Origin of the sequence: Alistipes sp. dk3624 (assembly GCF_009557455.1) — a bacterium.
In the GTDB taxonomy this organism is placed as follows: domain Bacteria; phylum Bacteroidota; class Bacteroidia; order Bacteroidales; family Rikenellaceae; genus Alistipes_A; species Alistipes_A hominis.
Genome location: NZ_CP045651.1, coordinates 2,379,706 through 2,406,082 on the forward strand (window position 1 = coordinate 2,379,706; position 26,377 = coordinate 2,406,082).

Consider the following 26,377-nt stretch of genomic DNA (forward strand, 5'->3'; position numbering starts at 1 on the left):
GTGTAAAAGAACAAGTTATGAATCTGAAATATTTTATAGATCGGCCCATTCTCTCTGCCGTAATATCCGTGGGGATGGTGCTGATGGGGGCGTTGGCGTTGTTCTCGCTGCCTGTCGAACAATATCCGGACATCGCGCCTCCGACCGTGGCCGTTTTCACCAACTATCCCGGCGCCAATGCGGAAACCGTGCAGAAAGCGGTTGTCGTACCCTTGGAGGAAGCCATCAACGGTGTGGAGGGGATGACCTATATCACATCGACCGCATCCAACAGCGGCGATGCCGAACTGCTCGTCTATTTCAAGCAGGGGACCAATCCCGACATGGCGGCCGTCAACGTACAGAACCGCGTGGCTACCGCCCAAGGTCTGCTGCCTTCCGAGGTGGTGCAGGTGGGTGTGACCACCGAGAAACAGCAGAACGCCGAGCTGAAAACCTTCGGCATCTACGACCCCGAAGGCCGCTACGATAACAAGTTTCTCGACAATTACATGAAGATCAATGTCGAGCCCCGCATCAAGCGTATCAGCGGGGTGGGCAAATTCATGTTGTTCGGGGCCAATTACAGTATGCGTATATGGTTGAAACCCGATAAGATGGCACAGTACAAATTAGTGCCGTCGGACATATCCGCTGTTCTTGCCTCGCAGAATATCGAGGCGGCGACCGGTTCCTTCGGGGAGAACAACGACAACGTGTTCCAGTACACGATGAAATACAGGGGCAGGCTCTCCACTCCCGAAGAGTTCGGAAACCTTGTCGTCCGTTCACTGCCCGGCGGCGACGTGCTCCGCCTGAAAGAGGTCGCGGATGTCGAACTGGGCAGCGAGGCGTATAATTTCCGTTCGACCATCAACGGCAAGCCTTGCGCCCTTGCCATGGCCTACCAGACGGCAGGCTCCAACGCTTCGGCGGTCATCAACGAGATCGACGCGGTTCTCGAAGAGATGGGCAAGGACTTGCCGGAAGGCCTCGAGTTCGTCACGATAAGCGATACGAACCGTTTTCTCTATGCCTCCATCAGGGAAGTGGCGGTGTCGCTTCTGCTGGCAGTCCTGCTGGTCGTGCTTGTCGTGTACCTGTTTTTGCAGGATATACGCTCGACATTGATTCCCGCCATATCCATATTCGTCTCGATCATCGCGACATTCGCTTTCATGGCAGTGGCGGGGTTCTCCATCAACCTGCTCACGCTCTTCGCGCTGGTGCTTGCCATCGGCACGGTAGTGGACAATGCCATTATCGTGGTGGAAGCCGTGCAGAGCCGTTTCGACGCGGGGTACCGGTCGGCTTATCAGGCGACTGCCGATGCGATGGGCGGCATATCGTCGGCCATTATCGTTTCGACCATGATCTTCATGGCGGTATTCATACCCACCTCGTTCATGGGAGGAACCTCGGGTACATTCTACACGCAGTTCGGTATTACCATGGCCGTCGCGGTCGGCTTGTCCGCCATCAACGCCCTCACCCTGTCGCCGGCTCTGTGCGCGCTGATGCTGAAACCGTATGTGGATGAGAACGGTGAAGGCAGGGATAATTTCGCAGCCCGTTTCCGCAAGGCGTATAACACAGCGTTCAATGCCCTGCTTCATCACTACAAAAACGGTGTTCTCTTTTTCGTCCGTCGCAGATGGGCCATGTGGGGTACGCTCGCGGCAGGTCTGGCGGCGTTGGTATTCCTGATGAAATCCACACCCACGGGACTTGTCCCGGACGAGGATGTCGCCTCTTTGATGATCAGTCTCGACACCAAGCCGGGAAGTTCGTTGCAAGAGACGAACCGTATCATGCAGACAATCGATAAGAAGCTGGCGGAATTTCCGGAAATCGAGTATTCGAGCGGGGTATCGGGATATTCATTCAACGGTGCCGGTCCGTCGATGGGCATGTATATTATCAAATTGACCGACTGGGACAAGCGTAAAGGAGAGGGACAATCGGCGACGGAGCTGTCGGAAAGGCTTTACGGTATCGCCTCCGACGTGCCGGATGCCAACATGTTCGTGATGACGCCTCCGATGATTCCGGGGTACGGCATGGGCGGAGGCTTCGAACTCTACCTGCAGGACAAGGCCGGCGGCGACTTGTCCGAGTTCAAGAATGTATGCGACCGGTTCGTGGAGGCTTTGAACAAGCGTCCCGAAATAGAAGCGGCATACTCGTCGTTCGCAAACAACTACCCGCAATACTGGGTGGACATCGACGCCGCGCAGTGCGAGCGTGCCGGAATTACGACGGCGGAGGTACTGAACGCACTGTCGGGCTATTACGGCGGCTCTTACGCCTCGAACTTCAACCGTTTCTCCAAACTGTACCGCGTGATGGTTCAGGCGGACCCCACGAAGCGTGTCACGCAGGAGTCGCTCAACCATTTCTACGTGCGTGTGGGTGACGGGATGGCACCGCTGTCGCAGTTCGTGAAGCTGACCAAGACCTACGGGCCGCAATCCCTTTCACGCTTCAATCTCTACAATGCCATCGCGATCAACGGCAACGCCGCTTCGGGTTACAGTTCGGGCGACGCGCTCAAAGCCATCAGGCAGACCGCCGATGAAGTGCTGCCCCAGAATTACGGCTACGAGCTCGGAGGTATTTCACGGGAACAAGCGACAACGGGCAATAATGTACTTATCATCTTTGCCGTCTGCATCGTGCTCGTCTATCTTATCCTGAGCGGCATGTACGAGAGCCTGATACTCCCGCTCACGGTCATTCTCTCCGTGCCGTGCGGCCTGATGGGTAGTTTCCTGTTCGCCAAACTGTTCGGACTGGAGAACAATATCTATCTGCAGACGGGACTTATCATGCTCATAGGCCTGTTGGCAAAGACGGCCATCCTCATTACAGACTACGCGGGCGAGCGCCGGCGCAGCGGAATGTCATTGAAACAGGCAGCCGTGGGAGCGGCGAAAAGCCGTCTGCGGCCTATCCTGATGACGGCGCTCACGATGATATTCGGTATGCTCCCGCTGATGTTCGCTTCAGGCGTGGGAGCCAACGGCAATTCCACGCTCGGTACCGGTGCCGTGGGCGGCATGCTGGTCGGAACGCTGGTACTGCTGTTCATCGTTCCCGCACTGTGGATGTTTTTCCAGTCCATCGAGGAACGCATCAAACCGGTAGCTGTCAGACAGGCAGACCCGGCCATAACGGGGGAAATGGAAAAAGTGGCTTTGATGAAGCATCTGAAAGAAATGGATCAAAAAGAGGAAGAATGAAACGGATAATCATAAGTACATTGATATTGGCCGTACTGTCGGGTTGCAGCATTTACAGGAAATACCCGCGGACGGCAGAGGCGGACAGAAACCTGTACGGCAAGGAGTATAGTTCCGAAGACTCGACATCCATCGCGACGCTCTCGTGGAAAGAGTTGTTTACGGATACCTGCCTGCAACGGCTGATCGACACGGCCTTGGTGCACAATACCGATCTGGGTACAGCCCGCCTGCATGTCGAACAGGCCGAAGCCGCGTTGCTGACCGCCCGTTTGTCTTATTTGCCGTCCGTGAACGTGGGGGCAGAAGGCGGACTGGCAGGTTGGGACGGCTCGACATCCAAAACCTACAATATAAACGGGGCTGCAAGTTGGGAAATAGATATATTCGGCAAGATTACGGCTGCAAAACGTGAAGCCCGTGCTTCATTGGAGAAGTCGTATGCCTACCGGCAGGCAGTGCAGACCTCGCTCGTGGCATCGGTCGCTTCGACCTACTACACGCTGCTGATGCTGGACGAGCAGATAATAATTACGGAACAGACCTTGCAGAGTTGGGAGCGGACGGTTTCCACGCTGCGTTCGCTGATGCGGGCGGGAAAAGCCAATGACGCGGCGGTGTTGCAGGCCGAGGCGAACAGGGCGACGCTCGAAGCCTCCCTGCTGTCCATGCGCAAAAGCCTGAAAGAGACCGAAAATGCAATGTGCCTGTTGTTGGCGCAGATACCTGGAAGCGTAGAACGGGGAAAACTTGCCGGACAGACCTTTCCCGATTCGGTGTCTATAGGAATCCCTGTTCAGCTATTGGCGAACCGCCCCGATGTACGGGAGGCTGAAATGTCGTTGGCAAAGGCTTTTTATGCCACGAACGTGGCAAGAGCGGCTTTCTATCCTTCCGTCAACCTGTCGGGAAGTGCGGGATGGACGAACAACGGCGGCGGAGTCGTGCTCAATCCCGGACAATGGCTGCTCAATGCCATCGGCTCACTGACGCAACCGCTGTTCAATCACGGAACGAACATCGCCAACCTGAAAATAGCCAAGGCAGAGCAGGAAATAGCAGCGCTGGCTTTTCAGCAGAAACTGCTTGCGGCGGGCAGCGAGGTGAATAACGCACTGGTAGCTTTGCAAACAGCACGTGAAAGACTGGCGATAAATTCCCAAAGTGTCGTTTCTTTACAGGAGGCAGTTCGGAAGACGGAACTGTTGATGCGCCATTCCTCCGTGAACTATCTGGAGGTGCTGACCGCGCAACAGTCTCTGCTGGATGTCCAGAAATCATTGGCACAGGACAAATTCGACGAGATACAGGGCATCATAAGCCTGTATCACGCATTGGGTGGAGGACAATAAATTTAGGAATCATGAGTATAACATTCGATAAACTCGGTGAAAGGGATTACAAAGGATTTTGCGATGACGTGAAAGAGATTTTCTCCATTGCCGTAGTCGAGGCATTCGGGCCGCCGGAAGACGGCAGGGAAATCATACCAACCGATGAAGTCTGCCGTATTTTGCAAAACATTATGTGTGAGGCATATGCAGTATATGCTAACGGTGTAAAAGTCGGCGGCGTGGCGATAAAGGCAGATGCCTTGACAGGACATAGCTCTTTGGAGTTATTTTATGTATATCCCGAGTATCACGGCAAGGGCTTGGGCTTCCAAATATGGCAGGGAATTGAACGATTATACCCTGCTACAAAAGTCTGGCGTTTGGTCACTCCTTATTTCGAGAAACGGAACATTCACTTCTACGTCAACAAATGCGGATTCAAGATAGTGGAATTTTTCAACAAGGCTCATTGCGATCCCAATTACCCGCTTACGGGAAAAAACAGCCACGATGAATATTTCATATTTGAAAAGGTGATATAATCAAAAAATTTATGTTGAAATATTACAAGATTCGACAGAGCATATTTACCTTTGCATCGTAACCAGTTGAATAAGAACAGATGATAAATTTCCGGAACATTCCATTACCTGAGCACTGGGGCGGTATTATTAAAATACCCCGGCCAGGGCGGTATGTTCGTATGCGTAGTTTCCGATAAAAGGATAATTCACGACTATCATAGGAGATACTGCTTTCGGGCAGTATCTCTTTTTTATTGGCCATTGTTTACTATTCACTTATTAAAACCAGAAAAGATGAAACCGATTATTGGATGTACAATTTCCTTGTACCGCACGATTGGAACAATCAACCAGAAAATGAATTTCATAACCCATGAAGCGATCCGGCGGCGATCGCTTCGCAAACGACAAAAGCGATATGAATAGGATATTTTTTACCGCCGATTTACATTTCGGCCACCGGAACATACTCCGGTACCAAACGGATAGGCCTTTTGCCGACCGGGACGACACCGAGGCTCACGACGCCTGGCTGCTTGACCTTTGGCGGTCAACCGTGGACAAGAAGGATATGGTCTACATCCTCGGCGATCTTACATTCTTCAAAAGCGAAGACGCCCGGCATCTTCTGGAAAAACTGCCCGGACGCAAATACCTCATAACCGGTAACCACGACGGTTCGGTCAAAGCCTACCCGAACTATTTCCAGACCACGGCACAGATACTCGACCTGACGGTCCGTCCGAGCATGTGTTCCCGGCTGACGGAGAACATGGTGCTGAACCTGTGCCACTATCCGCTGCTGACCTGGAACCATAAGCCCCACGGCTCGGTCATGTTGCACGGACATTGCCACGGCAAGCTGGACGAGTATAACAGCCTGTCGCCCGACCTGAGGTTCGACGTGGGCATAGACGGCGAGTTGTCCCGCCGCTGCGGAGGATTTGTCAATGTCGAGGCTGTGTATGAAGCGGTCATGGAAAAAACGAAAGGAGAATCCTTTGCCCAATATGCCAGGCAGAATTATCTGCCCGAATACAGATAGAAAAGGGTTAGTTCGTTTAAAGCGATCCCCGGCCTATGATACGACGGCCGGGGACGTGCTCATGTTTTCAGTTGTTATATCAGGTTGTCTTGGGCCTTCGGTTTGAACTATTCGAAATTTTCGAATAGTTCAAGCCGAATCACTATTCAATGGGGGATCTATCCACATTAGAACGGATCTTCGGTCGGGCGCAGGTTCTTGAGGAAGGTTTCCCGGATGCCAGATTCGGGATAGATGATGTTGCGGCCGCCAATAACGGTGAAAGGGATCTGCCGACTGTTCCGTAGGTTCTGCAGCGTGCGGGGCGAGATATGCAGGTAAGCGCATACTTCCTCTCCCGTGAGGTATCGTTCTTTCATAACCGAGGGGCGGTAGTTGTCGAGGGCTTTCCGCAAAGCCTTTTCCGTTTCACTGATCTGCGAAAAGGCTTTCTTCACCTCTTTGCTTTCGCTGTTCAAAAAATCCCAAGACATGACCTACTTACTTTTAATGGTTTTACTTTTCAGGTATTCTGCCACGTCATTCTCCCGGTAGAAGAACTTGCCTCCTATCGAAGTATAGGGTAACAGTTTCTTGTCCCGGTAAGTTTGAAGGGTACGCTTGGAGACGTTCAACAGCAGGCACACGTCCTGACTGTCCAATCATCCCTCCGATACCTGCGGGTCGAATTTCTGCCGGACCTCTCCGGCGAGGGTCGATAACTCTTCCAGTCGGGCGAGGAGCTTTATCCATGTCCGCTCCCCGAGGCAAACAATTTTATCCATACTTTTTCGATTTTAAATTTTACATGGTAACCGGTTCCAGTTGGGGCTATCTTCCCTGCAGCCGGTTACGGTTGATTGCTCTTATTCTTTTTTACGGTTTCGCTCGACAAACCTTCCTCATAGGTCACGGATACGGTGCGCTCGGTTTTTCATCGGTCATTTACATTTTATGGCCGCTCGATAAAAACGGCCAATGATGTTTTGCCCGCAATATATAACCGTTTCAGGCTGGTTGTAGCGTTTCCCGGCCCGGTGTCATGAATAGTCTTGGATAATCTGGAGAAGTCCGGGGCGATGGATAAACATACAGCCATCGTCGGGCTAAATTCATGACCATTCGCATATAGGTCTGATTGCCTACAAGTCTACGCCTCTCCCGGTTCGAGGTTTTTCCTGTTCTGAAAAATGCGACACCGGAGCAAAAGGAGTTTCGGTTTAACCCGTTAAACCGAAATGTTTTGGTTAAACCAAAACCCAACTTGCTCACGCTCGACGCGTGCCGGGAAATTCGGTACATAAAAGAGATTCAGCCTTTCTGGATTGGGTTACAGAATGGACAATTGGCCGATAAGGCTTCAGGCGACCAAGCTTGATAACCGGCGAAGGTACTGTAAACTTGGAATGAAGAATAATCCTATTCCGCCGAAAAGCACACTGTATCGGCGACATAGCTCGTTTGGGCGATTCGCGGTCGGGTGTATCAGGAGAATACAGTCAGTCGGTGTTCTGTAGGGCTACAATCGTAGTCAATACTACGGTTGTAGCCCTACAGAATGATATTTTTGTCCGGTTACAATAATCTTCCGCTACAGTTTTATAGAATTAGCATGTGATAATTCGATAAAGTCAAAGATAGTTTTTTACTTTACTAATAGTAGAATGGTTGTTTGCAGAGAGGTAACAGGCTGGCATATGCCTTTTGTTTAATTTCATGCAAGTTTACCAAAGTGTAACAATATTAATTAAAAATATTTTCCGTAATTTTGTGCCGCAAGGTTTTCCGGGAATTATCTGTGTCCGGAAACAAAAAGGGAATGCCGTGAGAATCGGCGACAATACCCGTTGCTGTGAGTTTCAGTCCTTATAGGGCAACTCCGCGCACTCTTTGCCACTGGTTTTAAACTGGGAAGGCGCAGCGGAGGAAACGAGTCAGAAGACCTGCCTTGTGATAACGAAGATTTACCCCTGCGGGATCACGGGTGGTAGCTGATTGACTCTATTCGTATATTTTATCGGTTCGTTCCATTAGGTCAATTGCAGAGGTAAATCGCATTATAGAATAATTATGCGAGCGCAATTGACTGAAAAAACATTATTTCATGGCGGAGGGATGAAGTATCCTCTGCCTTTAGAGTGCGGTAAATATAGAACGTGCGGCGATCCCTTAGCGGGGAATGCCGCACGTTTTTGGTGATTGTGCGAGAACTTACGATCCCCATGAAGCTATATCCGCATATCCGAATAAAAGATTCGTCCCGCTATCTTCGATGGCTGGTCGTCTGTTGTTTGTACTTTGCCGCGAACGTGGCGTCCGTTTCGGTTGCCGCCCAGCCGAAAGACACGACGCTTCGTATAAAGCAGGACAGTGTACTCCGTAAATACGAGATCGGGGAAGTGACGGTTTACGGCCGCCGGACCTTGCCGAAGATCATTCCCGCACAGGAGTTGTCGGGCAAAGAGCTCAAACGCCTGAGCGTGGTTTCCGTGGCCGATGCCATTCGTTATTTTTCCGGCGTCCAGATCAAGGACTACGGCGGAATCGGGGGATTGAAGACGGTCAATATCCGGAGCATGGGAACCCAGCACGTCGGGGTGTTCTACGACGGCATCCAGTTGGGCAATGCCCAGAACGGGCAGATCGACCTGGGGCGCTTCTCGCTGGACAATATGGAGGCCGTTTCGCTGTACAACGGGCAGAAAAACGCCATCTTCCAGTCGGCTAAGGATTATGCCTCTGCGGGATCGGTTTACATGACTACCCGGACACCCCGTTTCGATTCTGTCAAAAATTACAACCTGAGTTTTTCTGTCAAAGGAGGGTCGTTCGGTACGATCAACCCGTCCGTGTTGTGGGAACATAGGATCAACGATAAGCTGAGCAGCTCGTTCAATGCGGAATATATGTATACGACCGGACGGTATAAGTTCAGCTATGCGAAGAAGGACGGATACGATACGACCGAAGTGCGGCGTAACGGCGATGTCAGCGCGCTTAGGGTGGAAGGCGGACTGTTCGGAAAGATCAGGGACGGAGAGTGGAAGGCCAAAGTCTATTTCTACGACTCGGAACGCGGCTATCCGGGCGCTTCGGTGCGGGAGGAGCCAGGAAAGTTCAAGCACGAAGACCGCCAGTGGGACCGCAACCTGTTCGTGCAGTCTTCGTTCCGCAAACAGTTCGGTTCGCTTTATACACTCGTGCTGAACGGCAAGTACGCTTACGATTACCTGCATTACCTGTCCGATCCACGGCTCGACGTGACGACCATGTATGTCGATAACCGTTACCGGCAGCAGGAGGTCTATTTCTCGGCCGTAAACGGCTTTTCTTTTTTCGACTGGTGGAAAGTCAATCTTTCCGCCGATTTCCAGTGGAACACGCTCGATGCCGATTTGATGGACTTTGCCTATCCGCAGCGGTACTCCGTCCTGACGGCATTGGCCACGTCCGTCCAGTTCGAAAAATTCAGTATGCAGGCCAGCCTGCTTCATACTTATATCTACGACAAAACCAAAGCCCTCGGCGAGGAAGCTCCGGAAAAGAGCCAGTTCACACCGACGGTCGTTATGTCTTATCGCCCGTGGAGCGCGGAAAATCTGCAACTCAGAGCATTTTACAAACGGATATTCCGTATGCCTACGTTCAACGACCTTTATTATACGTTCATCGGCAACAAGCAGTTGAAGCCCGAATTTACGACCCAGTACGACGTGGGGATCGTTTACAACAAATCGTTCGGTGGTCGCGGGTTGACTTATCTGGATGTATCGGTGGACGGTTATTTCAATCAGGTGGATGACAAGATCATCGCCATGCCCACATCCAATCAGTTCCAGTGGACGATGGTCAACCTCGGGTACGTGGAGATACGCGGTATCGACGCGTCGGTACAATCCGGTTTCCAATTCGGGAAGGTTGCCCTCAATGCCCGCCTGAACTACACTTACCAGAAAGCGCAGGATTTCACCGATCCCGAAAGCCAATGGTACGGCGGACAGATTCCCTATATCCCCTGGCACAGCGGATCGGCTATACTGGGCGGCAGCTATAAAAGCTGGGACTGGAATTACAGCTTTATCTATACCGGCGAACGGTACGAAGCGGTGGCCAATATTCCGGAAAACTATTCGCAACCGTGGTATACCCACGACATGTCGCTGTCCAAAAGTTTTCAGTGGAACCGTGTCGGCATGCGGGTCACGGCCGAAGTCAACAATATTTTCAATCAGCAGTACGAGGTCGTGCAGTGCTATCCGATGCCCGGGACGAACTTCAAAATCAAAATTAACCTGACATTATGAGTTTCATACGACGATTTGCGGTTTTATTGTCGCTCCTTCTCTGCCTCGGTTCGTGCCGAAAAGACGAGCCGGTCCTCCCTTCCACGAATACGAATACGGGAGGTGGATCGACCGGGACCGGCGGAACGGGTCAGGAAGGTCCGATCAAAGGCTTTTTCCTGCTCAACGAAGGCAATATGGGGAGCAATAAAGCCTCGTTGGATTATTATGACGCCGAAACCGGCGTGTATTCCAAGAATATTTATCCGGAACGCAATCCCGGCGTGGTTAAGGAGTTGGGCGACGTGGGCAACGACATTCAGATATACGGCGACAAGCTTTATGCGGTTATCAACTGTTCCCACTTCGTCGAAGTGATGGATGTCCGTACCGCCAGGCATATCGGAGTGGTCTCGATCCCGAACTGCCGTTACCTCGCTTTTAAAGGCCCGTATGCCTATGTCAGTTCTTACGCGGGCCCGGTACAGATCGACCCCAACGCCCGGTTGGGGTATGTGGCCAAAGTGGATACGGCCTCGCTGACCGTGCTCGAAACTTGTGTGGTCGGCTACCAGCCCGAAGAAATGGTCATCGTCGGCGACAAACTCTATGTCGCCAACTCCGGAGGTTACCGGGTCCCCAACTACGACAATACGGTTTCGGTGATTGACCTGAACACGTTTCAGGAAATAAAAAAAATCGAAGTGGCGATCAACCTGCACCGCATGGAACTGGACCACTACGGAAATATATGGGTCTCGTCCCGCGGCGATTACTACGGGACACGCTCCATGACCTTCGTGATCGATTCGAAAACGGACAAAGTGACCGACAAACTGGAACTGCTGCCCAACAGCAATATGACGTTGTGCGGGGATTCGCTCTATGTATACAGTACGGAATGGAGCTATATCACCAATAAAAATACGATCTCGTACGCCATTGTCAATACCAAAACGAAAAAGGTGGTTACCCGCAATTTCATTACGGACGGGACGGACAAACAGATCAAGATCCCTTACGGCATCGCTGTCAATCCCGATACGCGGGAGATCTTCGTGACCGATGCCAAGGACTATATCACCCCGGGGACACTGTATTGTTTCACCCCGGACGGAAAAAAGAAATGGTCGGTGACTACCGGCGACATTCCGGCCCACATCGTATTTACGGACAAACCGCTGCAACCTCTGCAATAATCTTTAAACTAACTTTATATTATGATGAAACATTTAACTAAACTTTCATGGGTACTCCTATTGTCGGGGTGTCTGCTGTTGTCTTCCTGTGACAAGAGCGAAGACGATCCGTTCACGGGAGGGGACAACTACATCACATCGTTCGTTCTGAAAAACGGAGATCAGACGATAACGGCCGCTATCGACGAAGACAAGATCGTGGTGACGGCCCCGGCGACATTCTCCCTGGCTTCGGCGACCGCCGAGGTGACCCTGAGCGAGAACACTTCAATTAAGCCCGACCCTGCGACCATCACCGACTGGAGCAGCGAGTACGTTTTCGTAGTAACCGCTTTCAACGGCGCCACGAAATCGTACACGTATACGATCTCCGATGCGGACAATTCCGTTCCCGGCTCCGTAGTATTGCGGACACAGGCCGAAGTCGATGCATTCGGACAGAGCGGAACGACGACGGTCGAAGGCAACCTGATCATAGGTATGGCCGCCGGACGCGATTCGATCACATCGATCGCCGCGCTGGACAAAATCAAAGAGGTCGGCTACGGGGTCATCATCAAATCGACTTACGCCAACGCAACGCTCGACGGCCTGAGTTCTCTGACGAAAGTCGGCGGAGCCTTGCAGATCGAAACTTCCCGCCTTCTCGACGCCCGTTTCCCGGCACTGGCGGAAGCGATGGGTATCGAGGTAACCTCCACGACCCTCGAAAAGCTTTCCTGTCCCGTACTTACCGGCGTTTCCGGCGGGATGACCTTCTCGACCACGAATCTTTCGGAAGTGGACATGCCCGTACTGGCGACGGTAAACGGAAACGTCTCTTTTACCGTGCCTAAACAGAATGATCCTTCGGCCCTGGCCCGTATCGCTTTCCCCGCATTGAAACAGATAGACGGGACATTCGCCTATTCGGGAATTCCGGACATCGAATCCATCGACCTGCCGGAACTGGTTACCTGCGGAACGGTTAATCTGGGCAATCCCGGCACATCGAAATTGCTGACATCGGTATCGATGCCGAAACTGGAGGAGTGCAAAGGAGAATTACGCTACCACAACCTCTCGGAATTACAACGCGTAGAACTGCCTTCGCTCAAACATGCGGGCAGCCTGGTCGTGTATTATTGCAACAACGTAGGAAGTTTCGATGTTCCCAAGCTGGAGACGGTGGACGGCGACCTCGACCTGGGGCCTTTGGGCAGCCTGTCCCCGGAAGGGCTCGCAGACTTCAGGGCGCTGGCTTCTGTCGGCGGTACTTTCCGCATCGCTTACAGCAAGGCAACATCCGTATCGGATTTGAAGTTGCCGCCGGCGCTGAAAAGTTGCAAGACGTTGAGTTTATTCGACTGTGCTACACTAAAAAATATCGACGTTACCGGAATCGAGATCGGGGAGTTGAATCTCGAACGGGCGACCTTAGTGGATTTGACGATCAAAGGGAACAGCGTTTTCAGCGGCGTGATCCGACTGAAAGCAGAGACCAGCTCGAATCTCGACAATCCGTATAGTGCGGTCTACAACTTCCCGAAATTCGACGGTATTCAGGAGATCGGCGGGCTGAATGTGGCCGATGCTCAGATGCTGAAAAACCTGCAAATCGCCGGTATTTCAAAAATCAACGGCGACATCAAAATCAACGACAACTATGCCATCAATACGCTTACCGTCCGGGATCTGACCGAGGTTACCGGCGACATCTTTACCGCCTCGCTCGCCGGTATCTCTTCGACCGCGGAGTTTGCCTCTATAGAGCGTGTAGGCGGCTATCTTCGTATAGGTGGCCTTTACCCGTTCGCCTGCGAAACGTTGTCATTCCCCGATCTGACCGAGGCCGGCGGCGTCGAGATCGTATTGGACAATATGCCCAGCCGGACGAAAAACCTTAAAATGGACAACCTTACGGGCATAACAGACTCGTTAAAAATCACTACCCAGAATCCCAATGTGTCATTCAATGACGGGGTTACGAACCTTGATGGGTTCAGCGGTCTCACCAATGTTCGCGTGGTGTCGATCAGCGGGACATATGCCTTGACCTCTTACGAAGGACTGAAGAATTGTCTGCCGTCGCTGACAAGCGACGACCAGTGGGACGTAAGCCCTAATTACAATATGTTCGCCCCTACACTGGAACAGATGAAAGCGGGAGAGTGGAATCAACCGGGTATTTAACGAACGTTCATAAAAAGCTAATCCATGAAAAAACTATATAGTATTTTGATTGCGGCCTGCTGTGCCGCACTGCTGACCGGATGCGAAAAAGACGACGAGTCGGCATTCATCGGACAAGACAATTACATTACCTCGTTTAAGCTCGCTTTGGGCGAGAACGGGTTTTCAGCACTCATTTCGGGCGATAGCCTTATCGTCCGTACGGTCGAAGGACGAGAGCTGAACGGGGCAACGGCGACAGTGTCGATCAGTGAGAATGCCAAAATTTATCCCGATCCGGCGGCCGTCAGCGATTGGGACAACGCCCATTCTTTTGTCGTGACTTCCTTTAATGGGAAGCAGCGGATTTATCAGTATGCGGTAAAAAGGGAAAAAGCGGAAGCCGTCAAGAAAGGAAATTTTACGCTGACCACCCAGACGGAAGTCGATGACTTCGGTACTTTGGGTATTGAAGTTCTGGAAGGCAACCTGACCATCGGTGTCGCACGCACGAGTATGGAGGTTGTCGAAGAGGAAGATCCGATCAAAACCCTGCTGCCTTTGGAAACATTGCAGGAAGTCAAGGGCACTATTACTTTCTATACGTTCGGATCGAGCGATCTGACCGGTCTCGACAACTTGCGCCAGGTCGGTTCTATCTCCGTCCCTCTGAATTATACGGGTCTGAAATCTTTTATCCTTCCCGAGCTACAGACCGTGTTGGGCAGCATCTCCATCCCGGGGGTGACCAATGCCATGTCGTTGAGAACGGTCTATATGCCTAAACTGACCTCTGTCGAAGGGGATATGGTTTTCGAAGGAATGCAGAATATCAGCTCTTTCCTCGTACCTGAATTGCGTACCGTGCTGGGCAATATATCGTTGGGCGGCAATGGCGGTACGAATAACCTCGACGTGCTGTCGTTCCCGAAACTCGAAGAGATCGGCGGCCGCCTGTCTTTGTATCAGTTTACCGGAAAAAATATCGACTGCCCGGAATTGGTCCGTTGCGGAGGATTCGTTTGGGATCAGACCGGCGCAACCATCGAAACGCTTACCTTTCCAAAACTCGAAGAATTATCGGGTTCCAGCACACTGGGGAGCAATTTCATGCAACTGAAAAAGATATCGTTCCCTGTGTTGAGCTATATCGAGGCTATCGAACTGCGTTCGATGAACAGCTTGAAAGAGATCGACATGCCTAAACTGAAACAGGTCAATAATCTGTCGCTCGGTTATATGCCTGCATTGGAGAATCTGAATTGTTTGGGAACGCTCGAAGCGGTCAATGGAATTTTGCGTCTGGAGTACCTCACCGGACTGGCGGAACCTTTCGCCATCCCGTCCACGCTGACCACGCTCAACGGACTTGCCATCAGCAATATGCCCGGAGTGACCGAATTGGATCTGCGAGGCACGGGCATCAAAGATATCGAGATCAACAACAGTACCTCTTCCGACCGGTTCAAACTCTCTGCCGACGATGTGGTGGAAGGTTCTCTGACACTTAACGGATTGTTCGAGCTGACAGGCATGAAAGAGGTGAAAGGCGACGTGACGATCAGCATGCCCAACACGACCGAGACTGTCGATCTGCTTTCCAATACGGAAGCGGTTAGGGGTAACTTCACGTTGACCTACAATGCGACGACGGGAGGCATCAATTTACCGGTACTGGCATCCGTCGGCGGCGCATGTACGCTCAAGGTCAAGGCTCCGGTCGCTGCACCGAAACTGAAAACCGTAGGCAAGGGGCTGACTTACGACAAGGGTGGGGTCGATAACGGTACCGTGGCCGAATTTTTCCTGCCGGAGTTGGAAAGTGTCGGAGGAGACTTTTTCATCTATACGGGACATGTTACGTCTTGTCCGCCCAATCCGTCGTCTCCGGTAGCTCAAGGTACGCCGTTCGAGATCAAAATGCCGGTACTTACAACCATCGGCGGACTTCTTAAAATCCATACCAACGAATTGGCATTTACTTCTACGCGAGGCAGTAACCGCCTGGCCGATCTGGACGGCTTTGCGTCGCTGACCAGCGTCAAAGGTGTGGATATTTACCGACAGGCCGCCTTGCGCTCTTTCGAAGGATTGCGCAATGCGATCCATTCCTTTACGGCCGATGACTGGCAAGTACAGCAAACCGGCTATATGCCTTCTTATGACGATTTGGCCGAAGGAGGTAAATACATCGACCCGACACTTTAACAAGTTAAGCGTATGAACAACAGATTTTATTATCTGATCGTATTGGTCGGCTGCATGATATTGAATTTCTCTTGCAGCAAAGAGGAGGAGGGGACACCCCTTCCTCCCACCATTACGTTGGAACAGGAATCCCCTATATACCAGGTCAAGGTGGGCGGTACGCTGACCATCTCCCCGATTGTAGAAAATGCAGGAAGCGATGCAATCTTTCTTTGGAAGATCGACGGCAAGATCGTCGGCCGGGAAAGAACCTTTACCTATCAGGCCGGGAGCGAACCGGCCATGATGTACGTCAAATTCGAAGTGACGACCGATTATGGAACGGCCGAGCAGGAATTCTCGCTCGAAGTCGTACCTTACCTGAAGCCGCAGATAGCGCTGGGTGTTCCCGAAGAGGGATATACCGTCATTGTCGAAGGTGAACTGACATTCACACCGGAAGTAACCAATGGCGAGAATGCACGATTCGTTTGGAGCGTCGACGGTAATGCGGTTGCGGAAACGAAAGACTATACCTTTTCATCCAAAACAGCGGGCAACTACACACTGGCTCTGACGGCGACCAATGAAGACGGTAGCGATAAGGTGGAATTTAAAGTAAAAGTATGCTCGCCCGAAGAGATGCCGTTCACGGCGCTGTTCGAGCAAACGACCTACAACATGTCGCTGGGGCGCACCATTTTCATCCGTCCTTACCGGATCGAAAATGCGTTCGACGCAACCTATACGTGGAGCGTGGACGGGAACGAGGTGGCTGATCTGCCCGCATTCTCCAATCCCCGGGTAGCGTCTCCCGAATGTGCGGCCTGCACTTTCGCTTATACGCCCGATTCGGAAGGGACGCATACGGTCGTCCTGACGATGAAGAACCGTTATGGGACCGTTCCCATGACCTTTACTGTCAATGTTGCTCCGCCGGAGGGGGAATCGCCGCGCGGTTATACGGGAAGCGTCGATTGTAATAAGGTTTATGAATTTACGGCAGCTCCGGGGCAGTTCGTGAACGAACATTATGACGCTTACACACCGGAAGAGGCATGTAATCATGCAATGAAATGCCTCGATGCGAAAGGCTACGTTTCATTGGGAAGCTGGGGCGGATATGTCATTGTCGGATTCGACCACAGCATCAAAAATGACGGAGACTACAACCTACAGATTCTGGGCAATGCGTTTCAGGGTTCGTCGGAACCGGGCATCGTCTGGGTCATGCAGGACGAAAACCGGAACGGACTTCCAGACGATACCTGGTACGAGCTCAAAGGGAGCGATTACAGTAGCAGTACGCAGGATTATGCCGTAACTTACTACAAACCGGCCGGGACGAACCGCCCCGTGGCATGGACGGATAACGTAGGAGGCAACGGCCAAGTCGACTATCTGGGTTTCCATACGCAGGATTACTATTATCCCAACTGGATTAAAACGGAATCTTATACGTTGGTAGGCAGCCGGCTTCAGTCCCGCACCTCCGGCGGCGGGAATGCTTGGGTAAACGGGGAATATGGATGGGGTTATGCCGACAATTTCAGTCCTGTCGACCGCCTGACGGACGATGAAAACCCCAATGCCGACGTTATGGGTAACCATATGCGCATCAGCGATGCCGTTCGTCATGACGGGAAACCTGCCAATTTGAAATACATCGACTTCGTGAAGATTCACACCGGGGTCAACGTAAAGGCCGGATGGCTGGGCGAGAACTCGACGGAGGTGTTCGGCGTGCAGGATTACAATATGATAAAAAATCAATAATAAACACATAGCGGGTTAACATATCCTACAGGGAACCATTGCAAATATCTTCTATAGAAAATGTTGTCCCGCTATGTTTTTAATTCCGGAAATCCCGAAACAAAATGACGATAAGATGCGGGAACGTCTTATCGTTTTTCCCGGAATGGCCAGAGAGGCAAGATTTATACTTGCCTCTCTATTTTTTAACTTTTCGGGGTTCTTAATCGGAATAAATATGATTATTCGAATATTGGCGGGAATGGAGAAGTAATGTACCGTAGGATCGAAAACAGAAAAACAAATAAAAACCTCTCGACATTTACGTTTGATGAGATATTTTATTACCTTAGCCTCAGTTATTTGAAGTCGTGAACCCAAACGCAAAAGACGGAAAATAGAACCGTTGCCTTTTCGTTACCTCGTCCTCCAATAAAAAATGTAACAGCCCGATTTATCGAACTGTTACATTAATTTAAAGGAAATCCCTCCGAGGGTCTCGCTCTTTAAAAGTTTTACCGAACCTCGTCCGATCGGAGAAGTGGATATTCTTCAATGGTTGTTGAAACCGCCTTATGAATTATTGCAGTTACTGAACCTTGTACGTGAAACGGATGACAAAGAGACACGCAATGCTATCAAGGCGCGTTTACCGGCCGTGACACCGAGCGGATTGTTCGAAGTTCGAAGGATCGATGCGTTGATCGCCCATTCCGGTCTGATATGTTTGGATATAGATGCCGGAGATAATCCGGAAGTATCGGATTGGGATGCATTGAAACTCTGTTTGCCGAATCCCGAACATATTCTGTATGCCGGATTGTCTGCAAGTGGACGAGGTCTGTTTTGTCTCGTGCCGATTGCAGACGGGAAACGACATCTTCAGCACTTTCTTGCTTTGGAACGCGATTTTCGGGAAGTAGGTATCGTACTCGATGCGGCCTGTAAAGACGTAACACGTTTGCGCGGATTCTCTCACGATGCCTCTGCATATGTGAATTTCGGAGCGAAATCGTATGAAAAAGTATTTGAAAACTCTGAAAAAACGGCTCGTATTCAATCTGTTTGCCCTACTGTTCACAGTCCGAATGTAAAAACGAAAGAGGTGCAGCAAGTAGAGGTGCCGACTCCTGCACAACTTCTGTTACGACCCACGGATTTGTCCCGGATCAAGGCAGTTTTGGAGCCTCCGAAGACGGCGAAACAACGGTTTCGTGATTTGTTAGAAAAGATCGAGACGAAACATATCGATATTACCGCCTCGTATTGCGACTGGTTCACTGTCGGATGTGTCGTCGCTACATTGTTCGGAGCGGACGGTATATCGTTGTTCCATCGTATTTCGGTTTTTTATCCGAGATACGATCACGAAGAGTGTGAAAAACAGTTCTTCAAAATTCTGCAAGGCGGTTATCGTTCCTCGTTCGATAAAATCGTATCGATAGCGGAACGTTATGGTCTCCGATAAAAGTAAGGAAGGGCATACGGAAGTCGTATGCTCTCCCTTTTTCTCGAATTTTTATACCAAATGCGTCATCGCTTCGTCTATTCGGTCGTTTCCGAACGAATCCAGATAGATCTGCGTCGTCGTCAGGTCGGCATGTCCTAACGATTCCGAAATCAGAGATACATCGACGCCCGCATGTTTCAATACCGAAGCGTACGAGTGTCTGGCTACGTATGTGGTCAAGGGAAAGACCAAACCCAATTCGTCCCCTATTTTCCGAAGTTCTCCGTTTACCGATTTCAATACTTTTTTGATGCGGTCTTTTCGTTGTCGCTCCGTTTTGTGAACGGTCGGATTTAAAATGGGAAATATGTAATTGTCGGTTATTCGCGTGTTTGCGTATTTTTCGATGATCGTTTCCGCTTCGCTATTGATCCTGCAATTCATCTCTTTACGGGTCTTATGCCGAGCGTACACGAGGCGTCCGTTTCGGATGTTCGAATGTCTCAGACCGGCGATATCGCAAAAATTGATACCGGCCATAAAATAGGAAAACAGAAATATGTCTCGTGCGAACTCTGCGCGATCGGATAGGTCAAGCGTCATCAGACGATGTATGTCCGTTTTCGAGATGGCTCGTTTTCGGGTTGAAGTCCATAGGCGGCCGAGTTTGAAACGAATGAACGGATTATCTTCGGAGGAAAAGATCTTTTCTTCCGAAGCTCGGTTGTAAACGGCTCTCAGTACGCTGAATTTAGTGGCGATGCTGTTGTCCCGATTCCCCTTTTGTCTCAAGAACAGTTCGAAATCCCGCAGAAACGGAAGTGTGATATCTTCGAAACGGAGTTCCTGCGGATGAAAACGACGGAGCAGGGAGCGTGTGATGCGGTATTTCGAAGCGGTTCCGTATTGATCGACGGATTCCATTCGTTCGATCGTTCTTCCGAAATAGTCATCCACGGTACAATGGATGCGTTTTTGTACGGGTTCGAATAGCGTTTCGAAATTCACGTCTATTTCCAACGCTTCGAGGCGTCTGATTTTCTTTCGGTAGTCGTTCAGAATGCGGTCTAATTCGTATTGCGTTTCGCTGCAATCCGCACGATCGCACTTCAGGCGTTGCGCCTGCTCGTCCCAATCGGTCGGATCGACGACGAGGCCCGTAGAGACCGTTTTGATTCTGCGTCGATGTGTGAAACGGATGACCAACGGGACACGTCCCTGGCCGTTCATGGCGTCTTTGCGACATACTACCTTGATGTTCATGGTTGTTTGCGTGTTGTGCAAACGACCGTTTCAGCGTTTTTGTGTAAAACATTCTGTAAAACATTTCCGGTAAAAACGGCCTTTTTCGGTGTTTCCCGTTCGTCTTGCCGATTGTCCGATGGGAACGATAGTAGGTTGCGACATCTGTGCAACATACTGACAAACAACAAAAAAAGGCAATCTTTTCAGACTGCCTTCCTGAGCGGAAAACGAGACTCGAACTCGCGACCCCAACCTTGGCAAGGTTGTGCTCTACCAACTGAGCTATTTCCGCAAAATAATAAAACGAACTCTTCTCCTTTCTATCTCTGCAAATCTCTTTCTTCGTGCTCCCTCTTCCCCTTTCTCTGCTGGTGAAGCGCTTCGTTTTGGTGATGCAAAAGTACGATTAAAATTTAATTTTACAAATTATTACGAAAAAAAAATTGCGGTTTTTACCGATTTTATGCCGAAAATTTTTGAGGGATGAAATGAAAGGCAGGGTTTTGTGCCCTGCCTTCGCGCATTCGGTCGTCGTGCGGAAATCCGCCGGCGTTCGTCTTCGGTTCGAAAATTATTTTTTCTCTCCGCAGCCGCAGTTTTTCAACGGAATCTTATCGATACGAGCCTGATGGCGGCCTCCTTCGAATTCGGTGTTCAGGAAAATATCGACGATTTCGCGGGCCGTGTCGGTGCTGATGAACCGCGCCGGCATGGTGCAGACGTTGGCGTTGTTGTGGCGGCGTGCCAACGATGCGATTTCGGGTTCCCAGCAAAGGGCGGCTCGGATTCCCTGATGTTTGTTCAGCGTCATCGTGATGCCGTTGGCGCTACCGCACATCGCGATACCGCGCGGCAGTTCCCCTTTTTCGATGGCCTCGGCCAGCGGGTGGGCATAGTCCGGATAATCGCAGCTCTCTTCCGAGTTGGTGCCGAAATCGTACACGTCGTAGCCTTTCGAGTCGAGGTAACCGATTACGAATTCTTTGAGTTGGTAGCCGGCATGGTCGCTGGCTATTCCGATTTTTTTATTGTCCATAGTTTTAGTTTTAGCGTTTCGGTTTGTAAAGATAATGAAAAGCCCCGCATTTTCTATGCCTACTTGTGTCGTTCGGCCAGTTCTTCTTCCAGGTCGGCGATCGACAGGCCTTGGTTTTCGAGCAGTACGAGCAGGTGGTAGATCAGGTCGGATGCTTCGTAAACCACGTCCGTATTGTTGTTCGCTACTGCCTCGATGACGGTTTCGACCGCTTCTTCGCCTACTTTCTGTGCGATCTTCTTAACGCCTTTGGTGAACAGTTTCGTGGTGTACGAACCTTCCGGCATTTCGCGGTGGCGCTGCTGGATTACGCTTTGCAGCTCGCCGATGAATCCTTCGTTTTCGCGTCCGCCGAAACAGGTTTTCGTTCCCTTGTGACAAACCGGGCCGACCGGTACGACGCGGATCAACAGCGTGTCGTCGTCGCAGTCTTTGACGATGCTTTTGACGTTCAGGAAGTTACCGCTGGTTTCGCCTTTCGTCCACAGACGGTTTTTCGCGCGGCTGAAAAAGGTCACGCGACCTTCGGCCACGGTTTTGTCGTAGGCTTCCTCATTCATGTAGCCCAGCATCAGGACTTGGCGCGTATTGTCGTCCTGGATGATTGCGGGAACCAGTCCCTCACAACGCTTGGTTGTGTTCAATTCACTGAATTTTATCATAATCTGACAGGTATATGCAGTTTGTTCAACTCCTGTTTCAGGCGGGGGATCGGGATCTCCCCATAATGGAAAATACTGGCGGCAAGGGCGGCGTCGGCACGCCCTTCGGTCAATACGTCGGCGATGTGCTGCGCGGTTCCGGCTCCGCCCGAAGCGATCACCGGGATCGACAGCATTTGTGATAGCCGAGCGTAGGTTTCGCACGGGTAGCCGTTTTTCGTGCCGTCGTGGTCCATTGACGTGAATAAAATCTCGCCGGCCCCGCGCCGCTGCGCTTCGGCGGCCCACGAAAACAGTTCCTTGTCCGACAGCCGGTGTCCGCCGTGCGTGGTCACGCGCCACCGGCCGTCGATCTGTTTGGCGTCGATCGCCACGACGACGAACTGGTTGCCGTATTTCGACGCGATATCGCTGATCAGATCGGGGTTATTGACGGCCGCGCTGTTGACGGTCACTTTGTCGGCCCCGGCGGTCAGCAGCCGTCCGGCGTCTTCGACCGACGCGATGCCGCCGCCGACCGTGAACGGGATGTTGATGTTCGCGGCGATGCGCGTCACCAGTTCGGCAAAAGTCCTGCGCCCTTCCATCGACGCGCTGATGTCGAGGTAAACCAGTTCGTCGGCTCCCTCTTCGGCATACCTGCGTCCCAGTTCGACCGGGTCGCCGACGCCGCGCAGTTCGAGGAAATTGATTCCCTTGACCGTCTGCCCGTCCTTGATATCCAGGCAGGGGATGATTCTCTTCGCTAACACCGTTGTTGTTTTTTGTCGGTTCGTACTGTAAGCATGTATTTTTCGAGCTGTTCGAAACGGATCCGTCCTTCGTAGATCGCCTTGCCGACGACGACGCTGCGCAGTCCGTTCCGATCGAGTTCTTCGATGTCTTCCCATGAGCTGATGCCGCCGCTGACCGTAATGTCGATCTCCGGAAACGTTTTTTGGAGTTGCAGATACAGCGGGACGGACGGGCCTGAAAGCATACCGTCCTTGGCGATGTCGGTGCAGATCACCTGTGACAGTCCTGCGTCGCGGAACGATCCGATCAGTTCTTCGACTCCCACCGTAGCGGCTTCGAGCCAGCCGTTGATCGCGATCCGTCCGTCGCGGGTATCTGCGCCGAGGATCATTTTCGCGGAGCCGAATTCGGCCAGCCACTCGCGGAACGCATCGGGCTGCGTGACGGCGATGCTGCCGCAGATCGCGCGGGCGGCCCCACTGCCGAATACGTCGCGCAGGGCTTCGGCGTTTTTGATGCCGCCGCCGTATTGCACTTGCAGCGAGGTCGAAACGGTGATCCGTTCGAGCACGTTCAGGTTGACCGGGTGCGCGGCCTTGGCCCCGTCCAGATCGACCAGGTGCAGCCGCCGGATGCCGCAGTCCTCGTAGCGTCGAGCCGCGTCGAGCGGGTCTTTGTAATAGGTGGTACGGCGGTCGTAGTCGCCCTGCGTCAGCCGGACGCACTGGCCGCCGATCAGGTCTATTGCCGGGATAATTTCAATCATAGCGTTAAAAAGTTTTGTAGGATGCGTTCGCCGACCGAGGCGCTTTTTTCCGGATGAAACTGCGTCCCGAAGAAGTTGCCGCGGTTGATCGCGCCGCTGAACGTTTCGCCGTAAACGGTCGTGGCGATCGTGTCACCGTTGACGGTCGGGGCGTACGAGTGCACGTAGTAGACGTACGAACCTTCGGCGATGCCGTCCAGCAGCGGCGAACGCAGGTTCCCGATGCTGTTCCATCCCATGTGCGGTACTTTGAGCCCTTCGGCCGTGAATTTACGCACTTCGTTGTCGAAAATTCCGATGCACTCGGCATCGCCCTCCTCGCTGCGGCGGCACAGCAACTGTACGCCGATGCAGATACCCAGTACGGGCTGCGTGAGCGAACGGATCGTCTCGACCAGTCCGCGTTCGCGCAGTTTTTCCATCGCGGTCGAAGCTTCGCCGACGCCGGGCAGCAATACCCGTTCGGCCGAACGGATCTCGTCCGGCGACGCGGTGATCCGGTATTCGGCTCCCAGTCGTCCGAGCGCGTTGGCGACGGAACGCAGGTTGCCGGTGTCATAGTCGATTACTGCTATCATAATACTCCTTTACTGCTTGGCAATTCAAATTTGAAGCCGTTGCGGGCGATGGCCATCCGCAGCGCGCGAGAGAAGGCCTTGAACACGCCCTCGATTTTGTGGTGCTCGTTTTCGCCTTCGGCCGCGATGTGCAGGTTGCAGCGCGCGGCGTCGGCGAAGCTCTTGAAGAAATGGCGGAACATTTCGGTCGGCACGTCGCCGATGCGCTCGCGGCGGAACGGGACGTTCCAGTCGAAGTCGATCCGGCCGCCGAAGTCGATCAGCACGCTGGCCCGGCATTCGTCCATCGGCAGGCAGAAACCGTAGCGTTCGATGCCGAGTTTCGATCCGAGCGCCTGGTAAACCGCTTCGCCGAGCACGATGGCCGTATCTTCGATCGTATGGTGTTCGTCCACTTCAAGGTCGCCTTTGACCTCGACGATCAGCGATACTCCGGCATGGTGCACGATCTGTTCGAGCATGTGATCGAAAAATTTCAGTCCGGTGTCGATGTGCGACGACCCGCTGCCGTCCAGGTCGATCGCCACGCGGATATCCGTCTCGCGCGTCTTACGGGCGATTTCGGCGGTGCGTTCGCCGGCGCGCAGGAATTGCCAGACGCGGTTCCAGTCGTCGGTGATCAGCACGCAGTGCTCCGCAAGGCCCCTTTCGGCCAATATCGCGCGTCCCGCTTCGACGGGCTGCAACAAGATTCCCTTTGCGCCGAGATTTCGGGCCAATTCGATGTCGGTCGTGCGGTCGCCGATGACCAGCGAATTTTTCAGGTCGTAGTCTCCGCCGAGATATTTGCCGAACATCCCGGTCAGCGGTTTGCGCGTCGGGGCGTTGTCGGCGGGCATCGAACGGTCGATCAGGATGTCGTCGAAGCGAACGCCCTCGCCTTCGAACGTTTTGAGCATCAGGTTGTGCGCCGGCCAGAACGTCGCTTCGGGGAAACTCGCCGTTCCCAATCCGTCTTGGTTCGTGGCCATCGCCAGCTCGTAACCGAGCGTAGCGATGCGGCTCATGGCCGTGATCGCCCCGGGCATAAATTCCAGTTTTTCGAACGAATCGACCTGGTAATCGACCGGCGGTTCCTTGATCAGGGTTCCGTCGCGGTCTATGAAAAGTACGCGTTTCATCGTTACAGTTTTTTCAGGGTTTCGAGCAGCCGGTCGTTCTCTTCCGGCGTGCCGATCGTGATCCGCAGGCAGCCTTCGCATCCTTTGATCCGCGAGCGGTCGCGAACGATGATGCCCGCCCCGATCAGGCGGTCGTATATTGTGCGCGGTTCGTCCACTTCGACCAGTACGAAGTTGGCGTCCGTCGGGTGGATTTTCCGGATGACGGGGTTTTTCGCGAGTCCTTCCAGCACGCGTCCGCGTTCCGAAACGATTTCGGCGATCTGCGCGTCGGGGGATTTCCGCAACTGTTCGAGGACGATTTTTTGCGTCACGACGTTGATGTTGTACGGATATTTCACGCGGCTCAGCGTATCGACGATCAGCGGTTGTGCGAAAGCCAACCCGAGCCGGAGGCCCGCCATGCCCCATGCTTTCGACAGCGTTTGCAGGATGACGAGGTTCGGGTATTCGTCCAGTTCGGACAGGAAGCCCGGCTGGCCGGCGAAGTCGATATACGCTTCGTCGAGGATCACGATGCCGTTGAAACGGCGGATGACCTTTTCGATCTCTTTTTTCGGAAAACAGTTGCCCGACGGGTTGTTCGGCGAGCAGAGGAACAGCAGTCGGGTGTTCTCGTCGGCCGCCGCCAACAACTTTTCCGCATCCAGCGTGAAACCGGGCTCCAACTGCACCTCGCGCATCTGCACGTCGTTGATCGCCGCCGCCACCTTGTACATGCCGTAAGTCGGGGCGATCGACACCGCATTGTGCCGCCGGGGTTCGCAGAACAACCGGAACACCAGGTCGATCGGTTCGTCCGAACCGTTGCCGATGAAGATCTTTTCGACCGGTACGCCCTTGATTTCCGCCAGCCTCCGTTTCAGGTTTTTCTGATGCGGGTCGGGGTAGCGGTTGTAGTTGTTGTCGTACGGGTTTTCGTTGGCGTCGAGGTAGATGCCCAATTCGCCCTGGTATTCGTCCCGCGCGGTCGAGTAGGGGGCCAGCGTGCGTATGTTTTCTCTGAGTAGTTCGCGGATATCCATCGTTCGTGTCTTTGTCTTGTTTTCGCTACTGTGTGTGCGGCAGGCGTTTCCGCAACCGGTCGCGGCCTGCCGGGCGTTTTT

Annotated in this window: 22 protein-coding genes, 1 tRNA gene and 1 riboswitch; of the genes, 11 read left to right on the plus strand and 12 right to left on the minus strand. The window is 52.5% G+C overall.

Annotated features, from left to right (window positions below):
* The first annotated feature begins 17 nt into the window (after window positions 1-17).
* The 4 genes from GFH31_RS10205 (at window position 18) to GFH31_RS10220 (ending at window position 6,124) form a co-directional block, all read left to right on the plus strand.
* Window positions 18-3,221 (plus strand): efflux RND transporter permease subunit, encoded by a 3,204-nt coding sequence (locus GFH31_RS10205; RefSeq protein WP_153497871.1) that lies wholly within the window; start codon window positions 18-20, stop codon window positions 3,219-3,221.
* Window positions 3,218-4,573 carry an efflux transporter outer membrane subunit gene (locus GFH31_RS10210; RefSeq protein ID WP_153497872.1) on the plus strand — a complete coding sequence of 452 codons (1,356 nt, stop codon included), beginning with the start codon at window positions 3,218-3,220 and terminating at the stop codon, window positions 4,571-4,573. The genes GFH31_RS10205 and GFH31_RS10210 overlap by 4 nt, the downstream gene beginning before the upstream one ends.
* A gap of 11 nt (window positions 4,574-4,584) precedes the next feature.
* The gene (locus GFH31_RS10215; protein WP_153497873.1) at window positions 4,585-5,097 is read left to right on the plus strand and encodes a GNAT family N-acetyltransferase; all 513 of its coding nucleotides are present in this window, start codon (window positions 4,585-4,587) and stop codon (window positions 5,095-5,097) included.
* Between the two features lie 400 nt (window positions 5,098-5,497).
* A complete protein-coding gene (locus GFH31_RS10220; RefSeq protein ID WP_172970743.1) occupies window positions 5,498-6,124 on the plus strand; it encodes a metallophosphoesterase in 627 nt (208 codons plus the stop codon).
* Between the two features lie 167 nt (window positions 6,125-6,291).
* On the opposite strand, the gene GFH31_RS10225 is transcribed toward GFH31_RS10220, so the two are convergent.
* From GFH31_RS10225 to GFH31_RS12925, 3 genes are read right to left on the minus strand one after another with little or no spacing between them, the layout of a single operon-like run.
* On the minus strand, window positions 6,292-6,597 hold the full coding sequence (locus GFH31_RS10225; RefSeq protein WP_153497875.1) for a helix-turn-helix domain-containing protein: 306 nt from the start codon (window positions 6,595-6,597) through the stop codon (window positions 6,292-6,294).
* A 3-nt stretch (window positions 6,598-6,600) separates the two neighbouring features.
* Window positions 6,601-6,765 carry a helix-turn-helix domain-containing protein gene (locus tag GFH31_RS10230; RefSeq protein WP_153497876.1) on the minus strand — a complete coding sequence of 55 codons (165 nt, stop codon included), beginning with the start codon at window positions 6,763-6,765 and terminating at the stop codon, window positions 6,601-6,603.
* The gene (locus GFH31_RS12925) at window positions 6,766-6,888 is read right to left on the minus strand and encodes a hypothetical protein (RefSeq protein ID WP_262884475.1); all 123 of its coding nucleotides are present in this window, start codon (window positions 6,886-6,888) and stop codon (window positions 6,766-6,768) included. It abuts the gene before it with no gap.
* Between the two features lie 976 nt (window positions 6,889-7,864).
* Window positions 7,865-8,069: riboswitch (cobalamin riboswitch) on the plus strand.
* A 256-nt stretch (window positions 8,070-8,325) separates the two neighbouring features.
* On the opposite strand from GFH31_RS12925, the gene GFH31_RS10235 reads away from it, so the two are divergent.
* The 6 genes from GFH31_RS10235 (at window position 8,326) to GFH31_RS10260 (ending at window position 19,146) form a co-directional block, all read left to right on the plus strand.
* Complete coding sequence (locus GFH31_RS10235) at window positions 8,326-10,407, plus strand: TonB-dependent receptor (RefSeq protein ID WP_153497877.1); 2,082 nt, start codon at window positions 8,326-8,328, stop codon at window positions 10,405-10,407.
* Window positions 10,404-11,585, plus strand: coding sequence for a YncE family protein (locus GFH31_RS10240; protein WP_153497878.1), 1,182 nt, complete (start codon window positions 10,404-10,406; stop codon window positions 11,583-11,585). The genes GFH31_RS10235 and GFH31_RS10240 overlap by 4 nt, the downstream gene beginning before the upstream one ends.
* 21 nt (window positions 11,586-11,606) lie before the next feature.
* On the plus strand, window positions 11,607-13,757 hold the full coding sequence (locus GFH31_RS10245; protein ID WP_153497879.1) for a DUF5018 domain-containing protein: 2,151 nt from the start codon (window positions 11,607-11,609) through the stop codon (window positions 13,755-13,757).
* A 24-nt stretch (window positions 13,758-13,781) separates the two neighbouring features.
* Complete coding sequence (locus GFH31_RS10250; protein ID WP_153497880.1) at window positions 13,782-15,944, plus strand: hypothetical protein; 2,163 nt, start codon at window positions 13,782-13,784, stop codon at window positions 15,942-15,944.
* 12 nt (window positions 15,945-15,956) lie between these two features.
* On the plus strand, window positions 15,957-17,699 hold the full coding sequence (locus GFH31_RS10255; RefSeq protein WP_153497881.1) for a PKD-like domain-containing protein: 1,743 nt from the start codon (window positions 15,957-15,959) through the stop codon (window positions 17,697-17,699).
* A 520-nt stretch (window positions 17,700-18,219) separates the two neighbouring features.
* On the plus strand, window positions 18,220-19,146 hold the full coding sequence (locus GFH31_RS10260; RefSeq protein WP_153497882.1) for a BT4734/BF3469 family protein: 927 nt from the start codon (window positions 18,220-18,222) through the stop codon (window positions 19,144-19,146).
* 51 nt (window positions 19,147-19,197) lie between these two features.
* On the opposite strand, the gene GFH31_RS10265 is transcribed toward GFH31_RS10260, so the two are convergent.
* Window positions 19,198-20,391 (minus strand): site-specific integrase, encoded by a 1,194-nt coding sequence (locus GFH31_RS10265; RefSeq protein ID WP_153497883.1) that lies wholly within the window; start codon window positions 20,389-20,391, stop codon window positions 19,198-19,200.
* Between the two features lie 201 nt (window positions 20,392-20,592).
* A tRNA-Gly gene (locus tag GFH31_RS10270) sits at window positions 20,593-20,665 on the minus strand.
* Between GFH31_RS10270 and GFH31_RS10275 the strand changes: the two genes are divergently transcribed.
* Complete coding sequence (locus GFH31_RS10275) at window positions 20,639-20,860, plus strand: hypothetical protein (protein WP_145996507.1); 222 nt, start codon at window positions 20,639-20,641, stop codon at window positions 20,858-20,860. The genes GFH31_RS10270 and GFH31_RS10275 overlap by 27 nt on opposite strands.
* Window positions 20,861-20,944: 84 nt before the next feature.
* Here the strand turns inward: GFH31_RS10275 and rpiB are convergent, their stop codons facing one another.
* From rpiB to hisC, 7 genes are read right to left on the minus strand one after another with little or no spacing between them, the layout of a single operon-like run.
* Complete coding sequence (rpiB, locus tag GFH31_RS10280; RefSeq protein ID WP_101571382.1) at window positions 20,945-21,409, minus strand: ribose 5-phosphate isomerase B; 465 nt, start codon at window positions 21,407-21,409, stop codon at window positions 20,945-20,947.
* A gap of 59 nt (window positions 21,410-21,468) precedes the next feature.
* Window positions 21,469-22,071, minus strand: a complete 603-nt coding sequence (gene hisIE, locus GFH31_RS10285; protein WP_118457664.1) for a bifunctional phosphoribosyl-AMP cyclohydrolase/phosphoribosyl-ATP diphosphatase HisIE — start codon at window positions 22,069-22,071, stop codon at window positions 21,469-21,471.
* The gene (hisF, locus tag GFH31_RS10290; RefSeq protein WP_055202127.1) at window positions 22,068-22,823 is read right to left on the minus strand and encodes an imidazole glycerol phosphate synthase subunit HisF; all 756 of its coding nucleotides are present in this window, start codon (window positions 22,821-22,823) and stop codon (window positions 22,068-22,070) included. The genes hisIE and hisF overlap by 4 nt, the downstream gene beginning before the upstream one ends.
* On the minus strand, window positions 22,817-23,572 hold the full coding sequence (gene hisA, locus GFH31_RS10295) for a 1-(5-phosphoribosyl)-5-[(5-phosphoribosylamino)methylideneamino]imidazole-4-carboxamide isomerase (protein WP_101571380.1): 756 nt from the start codon (window positions 23,570-23,572) through the stop codon (window positions 22,817-22,819). The genes hisF and hisA overlap by 7 nt, the downstream gene beginning before the upstream one ends.
* The gene (gene hisH, locus GFH31_RS10300) at window positions 23,569-24,150 is read right to left on the minus strand and encodes an imidazole glycerol phosphate synthase subunit HisH (RefSeq protein WP_055202123.1); all 582 of its coding nucleotides are present in this window, start codon (window positions 24,148-24,150) and stop codon (window positions 23,569-23,571) included. The genes hisA and hisH overlap by 4 nt, the downstream gene beginning before the upstream one ends.
* On the minus strand, window positions 24,147-25,271 hold the full coding sequence (gene hisB / locus GFH31_RS10305; protein ID WP_055202121.1) for a bifunctional histidinol-phosphatase/imidazoleglycerol-phosphate dehydratase HisB: 1,125 nt from the start codon (window positions 25,269-25,271) through the stop codon (window positions 24,147-24,149). The genes hisH and hisB overlap by 4 nt, the downstream gene beginning before the upstream one ends.
* Before the next feature lie 2 nt (window positions 25,272-25,273).
* A complete protein-coding gene (gene hisC / locus GFH31_RS10310) occupies window positions 25,274-26,296 on the minus strand; it encodes a histidinol-phosphate transaminase (protein ID WP_055203472.1) in 1,023 nt (340 codons plus the stop codon).
* Window positions 26,297-26,377 lie beyond the last annotated feature (81 nt).